This is a genomic window from Herbinix hemicellulosilytica, assembly GCF_002904165.1.
GTDB lineage: Bacteria > Bacillota > Clostridia > Lachnospirales > Lachnospiraceae > Mobilitalea > Mobilitalea hemicellulosilytica.
On sequence record NZ_CVTD020000005.1, the window covers coordinates 60,623 to 70,854 of the forward strand.

Consider the following 10,232-nt stretch of genomic DNA (forward strand, 5'->3'; position numbering starts at 1 on the left):
GAAAAAATGAGTCTGCTTGTAAATGACAGAATGTTATGGCCCAAGGGCAGAAGGAAGGCCTTTACTTTAAGCTATGACGACGGTGTAACCCAGGATATTAAATTAGTTGAAATACTTAATAAATATGGTGTAAAAGCTACTTTTAATATCAACGCCGGACTTTTTGGGCAAAAAAATACGGTATCTGCAGGTAAAAAAGAGGTATCGCACATAAAATTAAGCAGGGAAGAAATCACTGCCATATACAAAGGTCATGAAATTGCGGTCCACGGACAGTACCATAAGTGTTTGGTAGGAATGGATATTGCCAGATGTGTGGACGAAATTCTTGAATGCAGAAAAGAGCTGGAAAGGCTTGAGGGAAAGCCTGTAACAGGTTTTGCGTATGCCTTTGGGGCATATGATGAAGTTGTAATAAAAGCATTGGAAGCTTGCGGCATATCCTATGCCAGAACTATAGAGCCAACCCGTAAATTTGACCTGCCAAAGAATTTTTTGACCTGGCATCCGACCTGCCATCATGATGACGAAAGAATATATGATCTGGCGGATGAATTTTTATCTGACGGGATATATTTTTCTTTCACTACTCCGGCAAAATTGTTTTATGTATGGGGCCACAGTTACGAATTTGATCAGAATGAAAACTGGGACCATATTGATAGACTGATAAATAAAATTGCGGGCCGTGATGACGTATGGTATGCAACCAATATTGAGATTAGAGATTATGTGGAAGCATACCGCAGGCTGGTATATTCGGCAGACGGTGAATTAGTCTATAATCCTTCAACTATACCGGTTTACCTGGGTGGAATTTTTACAAAAGAATTTATTGAAGTTCTTCCGGGTGAAACAAAAAAACTTTTAAAACCCATAAACATGTAACCTGATCGGGTTACATTGATAGATGCGTTTAGGATTTAAAATACCGGGAATTTCCCGGTATTTTTTAAGGTCCGCCATTCGGACATAATTAATTGAAGCAAGTTTGTAAACTTATTGATAGTGGTGTAGAGCAAAGAACAAGGGCACTTAATCGTAAAGTAAAGCTTGTCCAATATTATTTGAAATTAACTCGATATAATAAATTAATCACTTGCTGCCATATTAATATTGATTTAAGTTTAAAAATGTATTATATAAATAAAATAGGCCTTAGACTATATTAATGTTTTGGGGAATAAAGATTAATATTCAAGAAAGATAAAGTAATTTTAACCAGGAAGTATACGGGTCTCTATACGTTAGATTTTTCGGTCTAACAATAGAGGCTGCATTAATCATAGGACATTTTTAAATGTAATCAAATTCATTAAGTGGAGGAACACATGAACATTATAAGAAAACTAATGAACCCTGTAGATATGACGGAAGGTACTCCATGGAAGAAGATAGCCTTATTTGCAGTACCTATGTTGCTCGGTAATATAGCACAACAGTTATATAATACAGTTGACAGCATAGTTGTAGGTAAATACATAGGAGATAATGCCTTGGCATCGGTTGGCAGCGCAGGGCCGATTGTTAATCTGCTGTTAGTTTTGTATATAGGAATCGGTATGGGAGCAGGTATTATGGTCTCCCAATATTTTGGGGCAAGAGACCGTGAAGAGTTATCAAAAACAATCGGTAACGCTATAGTATTAACTGCAGTTTCAGTGTTATTTATTATGGTTATAGCATCTTTGATTACAAGACCGCTGCTGGAACTTTTAAATACTCCGGATACGATTATCGACGGGTGTGAATCCTACTTGCTCATTCTTTTTATAGGATCAGCCGGCCTTGCTTATTTTAATATTTTAAGCGGCCTGTTAAGAGGGCTTGGAGATTCTGTATCAGCCTTGCTGTATCTTTTAGTTAGTACCGCTATCAATATAGTGCTTGATGTGTACTTTGTTGCAAGCCTAAATATGGGAATTAGCGGAGTGGCATATGCCACGGTTATAGCCCAGACTGTTTCAGCCTTGCTGTGCTTAAGAAGGTTGATGCGGTTGAAAAACCTTTTCGATTTAAAATTAAGTTATCTTAAGTACAGTAAAAAACATGCTTTTAATATCATCCGTTTGGGTTTGCCGTCAGGCATAACACAAGCAATTATATCCATGGCTATGATCATAGTACAATCATTGACCAACAGTTATGGAGAACTGTTTATAGCAGCCAATGTTATTGTAATGCGAGTAGACGGATTTGCTATGCTTCCTAACTTTTCATTCGGAACAGCCATGACTACTTATACCGGTCAAAATGTAGGAGCTAAATTATATGACCGGGTTGAGAAGGGGGCCAAACAGGGGACTATTATGGCATTAAGTACGTCGGCTGTTATTACCATGATTATTTTACTGTTTGGCAGAAATTTGATGAGTATATTTACCAATACACCGGAATTGGTTGACCTGAGTATGAAAATGATGTCAATACTGGCGATCGGATATTTGGCAATGGCAGTTACACAAAGCTTATCAGGAGCCATGAGAGGTGCCGGGGATACTATGACACCCATGTGGATTTCTTTACTGACCACAGTTGTTATCAGGGTTCCGGTTGCTTATGGCATTGCCTATTTAACTAGAACTCCCGACTTACCCAATGGCAGAAAGGAAAGTGTATTTATATCACTTTTATGCTCATGGATAATCGGTGCTATTATAACAGCCATTACCTATAAAAAAGGAAAATGGAAGGAAAAAGCAGTTAATTATGAAACAGCCTCTTCCGATATTGCTTATTAAATAAGGCGTAGTATATTATTGATTTTCTTTATTTGTACTGTACCGCCCCCAAACGTTAGACCAAAAATCTAACGGTTGGGGGTATTTTTATGCCTAAATATAGCTATGAGTTTAATAGAAAGATGTTTATGAGAATCTTATTAGATAATTATCTAATTTGATGGTAGAAAATTATAAAATAAGTATTGACATTTCCGGATTGTAATATTAGAATATCATCTAACAATACATTAGAAAACTAGTTAACAAACAAATTTTTTTAACATATTATACTGTATTGAGATTATACGAAAGGATTGGGAACATGAATAATAAGGTAGGTTACAAGGATATTTTCCGTCAGAAAGAATATGTTAAGTTAATTATTGCCGATGTAATTAATCGTTTTGGAGATTCCGTAGATTCAATAGCTTTTGTATGGCTTGTATATCAGGTTACAAACAGTGCGGCCTGGTCGGCTATAATTTTCGGTGTAAACAGAATCCCGACTGTGTTTTTGCAACCTTTTGCAGGGGCACTTGTTGAACGTTTAAAGAAGAAGAGGATTATGGTTATTACAGACATTATTAGAGGCTTGTGCGTAGGCTTTATAGCACTGGCATATGCCTTAGGTTTCCTTAACAGGTGGTATATTTTATTTGCAACCCTAATTATTTCTTCGGCTGAAGCATTCAGGGGGCCGGCATCAAGCTCTATAATTCCCAAACTCCTTGAACAGAAGTATTATGAGTTCGGTTTGTCCTTAAACAAAAGTATAAGCAGCATAGTGGAACTGATTGGTTTAGGTGTAGCAGGTATAATCGTAGCAAAGTTTTCGATAACAGCGGCAATATTTATAGATATGGGAACATTTTTCGTATCAGCCTTTATATTGACTTTACTGAAGGTAAAAGAGGAAAAACTGTCAAAAACCAAAATAGACGCAAAAGAATACATCGCTTCTTTAAAAGAAGGTTTTGTATATCTTAGGAAGGACAGATTCTTAAAGTATTTTGTAACATTGGCGCTATTTCTGAATGCAATACTTGTACCTTTCAACAGTTTGCTTGCCCCATTAATCAGTGAAGTTTTGAAAGCGGGAGAACTTATGCTGTCGGTTATCAACATAGCTTTGTCGGTAGGTATGATAATCGGGGCAACAATTTATCCGTATATAGGGAAAAGATTAAGTAAAAGAGCGATAGTTATATTATGCGGATATTCCATCGGATTATATTATTTATCATTCATAGTTACAGGGCATTTTATTGCATCTGAGTTGGTAAAATATCTGTTAATAGGCAGTTTTTCCGCATTGGTGGGAGCGGCGATATCTGCTCTTTCAAGCATGACCGGTGTTGAGTTTATGAAAAATGTCAAGGAAGAATACCTGGCACGCAGTTCTTCTTTATTGAATGCCTTGTGCACAGCGGCAATGCCGGTAACGTCGTTTGTTATAAGCGCGGCAGCAGGCTTTACATCAACTGCTATTCTGTTTATAATAAGTGGTATAATGGATTTAATTATTTGTACAATTTTAGCCAGAAAAAAATATTTCGTGGGTATTAATAAAGAAAGAGTTGGTGATACAGGTAATGACGAAGTTAAAGATAATGCGGAAAGCCAACTTGATGGAGGAAGCGTACATGCTTCTGTATCATTGGATTAATCGCTTTGATTATGAGAAAGTGAGAGATAAATATAAGGATTTATATAAGGATAAACAGGATAAGTATTTTCGCAAGTTTGACCTGATCCTTAAGATGCAAAATTATGTAGTTAATAATATTAAAACAGACAGAGATCTTATAGAATACTATTTCAAGCAAAGAAATTCGGATTTTTGTACACTGGCATACCTGGCTCTTTTGCTGGACTTTGGGAAAATATCGGACGATATACCCACTTATGAGGAAAGGACCAAATCTTTAAGTCTTTCAGACAGGGTTTTACTCTATGCATCAAATATAAATTATGCAGAATTGCAAAGCGCGCCAAAAGAGAAGCTGGTAAACGAATCTGACCTTATAACTTTTCTTGAAGCAACAGCCTTGGATACGGAAACCAAGTGGGAGGCCGTAAAAATATTCAGCAATCAGGAGAAATATTATAATGAAGCGGCCGGTATTTTAAAAGAAACAATGGAACTGCTCGAAAATAATTTTAGTGAAATATTAGATGAGCTGTCCTTGGAATTTTATGATTATTGGAACAGCTGCATGGAAAGTGTAGATATAATAAAAACACTTAATGAAAAGTTAAAAATATCATGGGATGTCAGTGAATCAGGCTGCATATTCGTTCCGATGATTTTTTCCCCTTATCAGATATCCATAGCTTTGGATTCTGAAAACAGAAAAGAAATGGACTTAATCAGAATTGGGATCGCTCTGGATAAGCGTTTTGTAGTATTAGTCGACAGGAAATTTAAAAAAGAAGATGTAGTGGAAATAGGAAAACTTTTAAGTGATAAAAGTAAGGTTGATATTCTGGAACTGGTGAGCGGCAAACCCTATTATGGTAAAGAACTGGCCGATGCCTTGGAGTTATCAACAGCCACCATATCTTATCATGTGAATGCACTGCTTAAGGCAAATCTTTTAAAGGCAGAGATTATATCAAATAAGGTATATTACAGTATAAATAATGAAATGATATCAGCTCAACTGGACGGAATAAAAAGTTTTTTTGCCGCGGCGGATGATAAATCATGATGGATAATTCATAACAGAGCCTCCATGAAAGGAGGCTTTTTTATGTTTAGATAAAGCAAATGCGAATTATGATATGACGGCCATAATGGATTAATAATATGTAAAATTTTTTCTATTATTAATCATCAATCTATAAGTTAGTTTATAAATTATGTACCATCAAATTAATTTATAAGGTATAATATCAGATAACAGAAAAAGTATTTTTTAGAGTGGATAGTACATACATAGAGAGTGAGGAAATAATATGAAATTGCTTTTAATTCGTCATGCGGAACCTGATTATTCAATTGATTCTTTGACAGAAAAGGGATGGAGAGAGGCTGAGATTCTCTCGGAACGAATTAGCCGCATGAATATAAAGGAATTTTATACATCCCCGCTAGGAAGAGCAAAGGATACGGCGTCTGTTACATTAAAAAAACTGGGGAGAAAAGCAATAGAACTTCCGTGGCTTAGAGAATTCCACGCACTGATTATAGACAAATATACAAATGAAAGACGGATACCTTGGGATTTGTTGCCCGGTGACTGGACAAGAATTCCCGAATATTATGACAATAAGCTGTGGCATACAGTTCCTGTTATGGAGGAAGGCCGTGTGTACGAAGAAGCTTTGAAGGTTTATAACGGTATAGATGAGTTGCTTAAAAAACATGGTTATGAGCGGGAGGGAAATTACTATCGTGCCGTTAATCCTAATACGGATACCATAGTCCTTTTTTGCCATTTTGGGGTGACATGTGTTATTTTAAGCCATCTGCTCGGTATTTCACCGGTTCTTTTGTGGCACGGATTTTGTGCGTTACCGACGTCTGTTACAACACTTGTTACGGAAGAGCGAAGAAAGGGTATAGCTTATTTTAGAGTTAACTCCTTTGGTGATATATCTCACTTGTATGCCGCCGGAGAATCCCCTTCCTTTTCGGCAAGGTTTTGCGAAACATATGATAATTGGGATGAAAGACACGATTAGATTTATATATTTCATTGTTTTATTAAATGGCATAATTTGTTTTTAAATTTAATATCCGCTAAACAAAAAAGAGATACGCTGACATTTTTTCAAGTGTTGTATCTCTTTTTGTTATGTAAATAAAACTATTGTGATAACAAGTAAAATTTATTATGAATTATGTGTGCGACATACCGATATTTTATTAGCTTTAGCTTATGACCAAGTTTTGTGAAAGGATCAGTTATGAATGCTCTATCTGTAATTTCCAAATTGCAAAAAAAATATACAAAACTGCCTGGGTATATGATATAATCTTTGTGATAACATTGAATGGATTACCCGGCACGCGATCGTTTAGTAATTCGAACGGAGTGACACTTTAACAATTCCGTAAAAATTGAATTAACGGAGGCTATAATGTTAAATTTCAAAAAAATAAGACTGATGACTAAACTTGCCGTTTATGAAAAAAAGGAAGGCAAGGAAGACATCTATCTAAGTAAATATTATAAAACTGATTATGTAAGATTTCAGGTGTTAAAATCAATCTTAAGTGCAACCGTGGGATATGGTTTGATTTTGGGAATGATTGCTTTATATAAAATGGAATACCTTATAAAAAATGCAGTAACTCTTAATTATAAGTCATTGGGTACTTATATTCTTGGTTTTTACATTATGACAATTACTGTATATGGTTTAGGTTCACTGGTGTATTATTCAATGAAATATGATGCTTCCAGAAAAAAACTTGCAAGGTATTTTAAACTGCTAAAACGTCTGGAAAAACTATACAATGACTCTGCTCAGGAGTCATAAGTTTGGAGGATTTCAAAATGTTACCGTTACTTGAATTAAGGGAAAGAGTTAAAAACTTTTATCAAAGATATGATATGTATCTGTTGCCTGTTATAAAGTTTATTTTTGCATTGGTTGTATTTTGTTTAATAAATAAAGATATTGGTTATGATGCAAGGCTTAAATCATTGCCGATAGTTCTTGGTATTTCCTTGCTTAGTGCATTTACACCGTCAGCAGTTATGGTCCTTCTGGCTACCATAATATCGGTGCTTCATGTATATTTCATTTCTCCGATATTATCAATTATGATTATAGCTATACTGATGATTTTGTATTTGTTGTTCATTAGATATACACCGAAACTGGGTTATGTGCTTCTTGCCATACCGATATTATTTCAGTTAAAAATACCTTATATGCTGCCTATTTTACTGGGCCTGGTATCTACACCTGTAGCGATGATTCCCACAAGCTGCGGTGTGATAATTTATTTCTTATTCCAGATAATTAAAAATGCTGTAACTATGCAAAACAATATTTCTATTGAAGATATTCTTCAGCTTTATACTTATGTTGTAGACAGCCTGATAGGAAATCGCCAGATGATAATGACCATAGTAATTTTCTCATTAATAATAATGGCAACTTATTTTATAAGAAAAATGTCATTCAATTATGCATTTGAGATTTCTATTCTGGCGGGAGGGCTACTTAGCATATTGGGCTTTTTAATAAGTTATCTCATACTTAACAGGGCTGACCAGATTTTAAGCATGATAATCGGCTCAATTGTTTCGGCAGGCTTGGTATATATTATACATTTCTTCAAGCTGACTTTGGATTATTCCAGAGTGGAGCATGCCACATTTGAAGACGATGTATATTATTATTATGTGAAAGCAGTTCCCAAAGCAACCGTAACCATATCAGAAGTAAACATCAGGCATTATAACGTTAAGAACTCAAAAGCAAGGGAATTTAGTGATCCGGATACGGATGAATCTGATATATATAATTTTGAAGAGGATAATGATAATTAATAAAAACGCCATGATTCTATCACAATATTAATATATAAGATTTATTAAAAAACCGGGGCGGCAATTAGTATACAATATTCAGATTTAAACGGCGGGAGAGAAGCAGATGGAGGCAATTAAGAGATTTTTGTATGATTATCGAATATCTATACCGAAAGTATATATTACCGATATCTTTGAGATAATAATACTTGCTTTTCTTATTTACCATGTCGTAAAGTGGATAAAGAATACCAGGGCATGGACATTGGTAAAAGGTATTGTCGTCATAATGCTTTTTTGGTTTGTCGCCGTTATTTTTAATCTGAATGTTGTTAAGTGGATCATATCAAACACTATTGACGTAGGAATTATTGCTATTTTGATAGTATTTCAGCCTGAGCTCAGAAAAGCCCTGGAGCAGTTGGGACAAAAAAATATAGTACGATCAATTCTAATATTTGACGAAGTTAAAGATAAGAACGAGAGATTTTCCGATGAAACAATAGATGAGATTATTCGGGCAACATTTGAACTGGCAAGAAATAAAACAGGAGCTTTAATTGTTATTGAAGAGGATATTTCCCTTCAGGAGTTTGAAAATACAGGTATAACTTTAGACAGTGCTATAAGCAGCGAATTATTAATCAATATATTTGAGCGAAATACTCCGCTTCATGATGGAGCGGTTATTGTAAGGGGTAACCGTATCGCCGCTGCCACCTGCTATCTTCCTCTAACGGATAACAAGCAGTTAAGCAAGGAACTGGGAACAAGACACAGGGCCGGAATAGGTATAAGTGAGGTATCCGATTGCCTTACAATAATAGTATCGGAGCAAACCGGCAAGGTGTCCATAGCAAGAGAAGGCAAGCTGATACGCAATGTGGACGGAGATTATCTTAGGGCTAAAATGATTGAAGCTCAGAAAAAGACTCCTGATACCAAACGGTTAAGGTTTTGGAAGGGAAGACGAGAAAATGAAGGAAAAGCTAACTAGAAATATAAGCCTTAAAATATTGGCAGTTATACTTGCTGTTTTAATGTGGCTTATTATAACCAATGTAAACGATCCCGTCCAAACAAAAATCTTTAATGATGTTCCGGTTACCATAAAAAATGAAGAATTGATTAAGACAGAAAATCAAAGCTACGATATTCTTGAAGGGGAAACAGTTGATTTCAAAGTTGCGGCAAGGCGTTCGATAATACAAAATTTAACAGCCTCTGACTTCATTGTAGAAGCTGATTTTGCCCATTTGTCAAGTGTCAATTCGGTTAATATAACGATAACTCCCAAAAGATATAAAGATGACATTGAGATCGTCGACAGAGGCGACGTACAGCATATGATCATCAGCATAGAGAAATTATCTTCAAAACAAATAAAGGTAAATATCGTCGAAAAAGGCGAGGTGGCCGAAGGTTACTATATCGGAAATAAAAAAGCAAGTCCGGTTATAATTGAAGTTTCAGGCCCGGAAAGCAAAGTGGAAAAAATAAAACAGGTTATAGTAGAAGCAAATGTGGAAGGGGCTTCTTCAAAAACTATATATCGTCTGCTGGAGCCTTATGCGCTGGATGAGGAAGGCAACGTTATAGATTCATCCAGGCTGACCTTCAGCCAAAACAGAATAGAAGTAGAAATCCAGTTGTATCAGATAAAAGAGATACCGTTAAAGATTACTGCAACCGGACGGCCGGCCGACGGATATGTTATGACCGGTATAGAATACCAGCCAAAAACAATCGAAATTGCTGCAGAAGATTCAAAGCTCAAAACTATAAATGTACTGGAAGTGACGCGGGATATTACCGGTGCCACCGAGGATATTGAAGAATTTATAGAACTTAGGGACTGGCTGGACGGTGGAGTGTTGCTTGTAGGGGAGGATACAACCGCTTCTCTTAATATCAGGATTGAAAAACTGGAAACCAAAGAAGTATCCATATGGCCCAATGATATTGAACTTAAAAATAAATCCGACAGCCTGAAAGTAGAGTATATTACGGCTCTTTG

General features: G+C 35.8%; 9 protein-coding genes. All 9 read left to right on the forward strand.

The annotated features are described in order from the left end of the window. Nucleotides 1-6: 6 nt before the first annotated feature. Entirely contained in the window at nt 7-888 is an 882-nt protein-coding gene (locus HHT355_RS00540) for a polysaccharide deacetylase family protein (protein WP_199179134.1), read from the forward strand. A 443-nt stretch (nt 889-1,331) separates the two neighbouring features. Next, entirely contained in the window at nt 1,332-2,741 is a 1,410-nt protein-coding gene (locus HHT355_RS00545; RefSeq protein ID WP_103201513.1) for an MATE family efflux transporter, read from the forward strand. 304 nt (nt 2,742-3,045) lie between these two features. Further along, nucleotides 3,046-4,389, forward strand: a complete 1,344-nt coding sequence (locus HHT355_RS00550) for an MFS transporter (protein ID WP_103201514.1) — start codon at nt 3,046-3,048, stop codon at nt 4,387-4,389. Further along, nucleotides 4,367-5,434 (forward strand): ArsR/SmtB family transcription factor, encoded by a 1,068-nt coding sequence (locus HHT355_RS00555; RefSeq protein WP_158245845.1) that lies wholly within the window; start codon nt 4,367-4,369, stop codon nt 5,432-5,434. The genes HHT355_RS00550 and HHT355_RS00555 overlap by 23 nt, the downstream gene beginning before the upstream one ends. Before the next feature lie 247 nt (nt 5,435-5,681). Then, nucleotides 5,682-6,410, forward strand: a complete 729-nt coding sequence (locus HHT355_RS00560) for a histidine phosphatase family protein (RefSeq protein WP_103201516.1) — start codon at nt 5,682-5,684, stop codon at nt 6,408-6,410. 399 nt (nt 6,411-6,809) lie between these two features. Beyond that, nucleotides 6,810-7,211: a hypothetical protein gene (locus HHT355_RS00565; RefSeq protein WP_103201517.1), complete on the forward strand. Its 402-nt coding sequence runs from the start codon at nt 6,810-6,812 to the stop codon at nt 7,209-7,211. A gap of 17 nt (nt 7,212-7,228) precedes the next feature. Further along, complete coding sequence (locus HHT355_RS00570) at nt 7,229-8,233, forward strand: hypothetical protein (RefSeq protein ID WP_103201518.1); 1,005 nt, start codon at nt 7,229-7,231, stop codon at nt 8,231-8,233. A gap of 106 nt (nt 8,234-8,339) precedes the next feature. Continuing rightward, a complete protein-coding gene (gene cdaA, locus HHT355_RS00575; protein ID WP_103201519.1) occupies nt 8,340-9,212 on the forward strand; it encodes a diadenylate cyclase CdaA in 873 nt (290 codons plus the stop codon). Beyond that, on the forward strand, nt 9,193-10,232 hold a 1,040-nt coding region (locus HHT355_RS00580), incomplete at its 3' end, for a CdaR family protein (RefSeq protein ID WP_146039156.1). The genes cdaA and HHT355_RS00580, both read left to right, overlap by 20 nt.